We start from the raw sequence: 728 nt of genomic DNA on the forward strand, positions 1-728 counted from the left end.
ATGCGGCGCGAAGTCAAGGAGCCGTTTCTCCAGAGCTGGAAGGAGATCATCGCGACGCTGACGACGTTGGCCGACGGGGCCGACGTGCTATTCACGGGTGTGAATTTCGAGGACGCCGCCGGCAACGTCGCGGAGTATTACAACATTCCGCTGGCGACGCTGCATATCTCCCCGGTGCGAGCCAATGGACAGTATCTGCCATTCCTGCCACCATCGTTGGGCCGCTACGCACTAGGGCTGTTCGAGTGGGCGAATTGGCGTGGAGTGAAGAAGTACGACGACGCGCAGCGCCGTCAACTAGGTCTGCCGAAGGCCAAAGGCCCCGCGCCACGGCGGATCACCGAAGCGGGGTCACTGGAGATCCAGGCCTACGACGAGGTCTGCTTCCCCGGGCTGGCAGCCGAATGGACGAAATGGAATGGTCAACGGCCCATTGTCGGCGCGCTGACGATGGAGTTGCCCACAGATGCTGACGACGAAATCGCCTTCTGGATTGGCGCGGGGACACCGCCGATTTTCTTCGGGTTTGGCAGCACACCGGTCAAATCCCCTGCCGACACGCTCGCGATGATCAGCGCCGCCTGCACACAGTTAGGTGAGCGGGCGTTGGTTTGCGCCGGCTGGAGCGACTTCAGCAACCTCCCCCACTTCGACCATGTCAAGGTAGTAAGCGCGATGAATTACGCTGCCGCCTTTCCGGCTTGCCGTGCGGTCGTGCACCACGGTGG

Annotated in this window: 1 pseudogene; it reads left to right on the forward strand. The window is 62.2% G+C overall.

What is annotated here, in order from left to right:
• Positions 1-728, forward strand: a pseudogene (locus tag A5707_RS24185) (glycosyl transferase family 1); the annotation flags it as partial.

Source organism: Mycobacterium kyorinense, assembly GCF_001672775.1.
Lineage (GTDB): Bacteria > Actinomycetota > Actinomycetes > Mycobacteriales > Mycobacteriaceae > Mycobacterium > Mycobacterium kyorinense_A.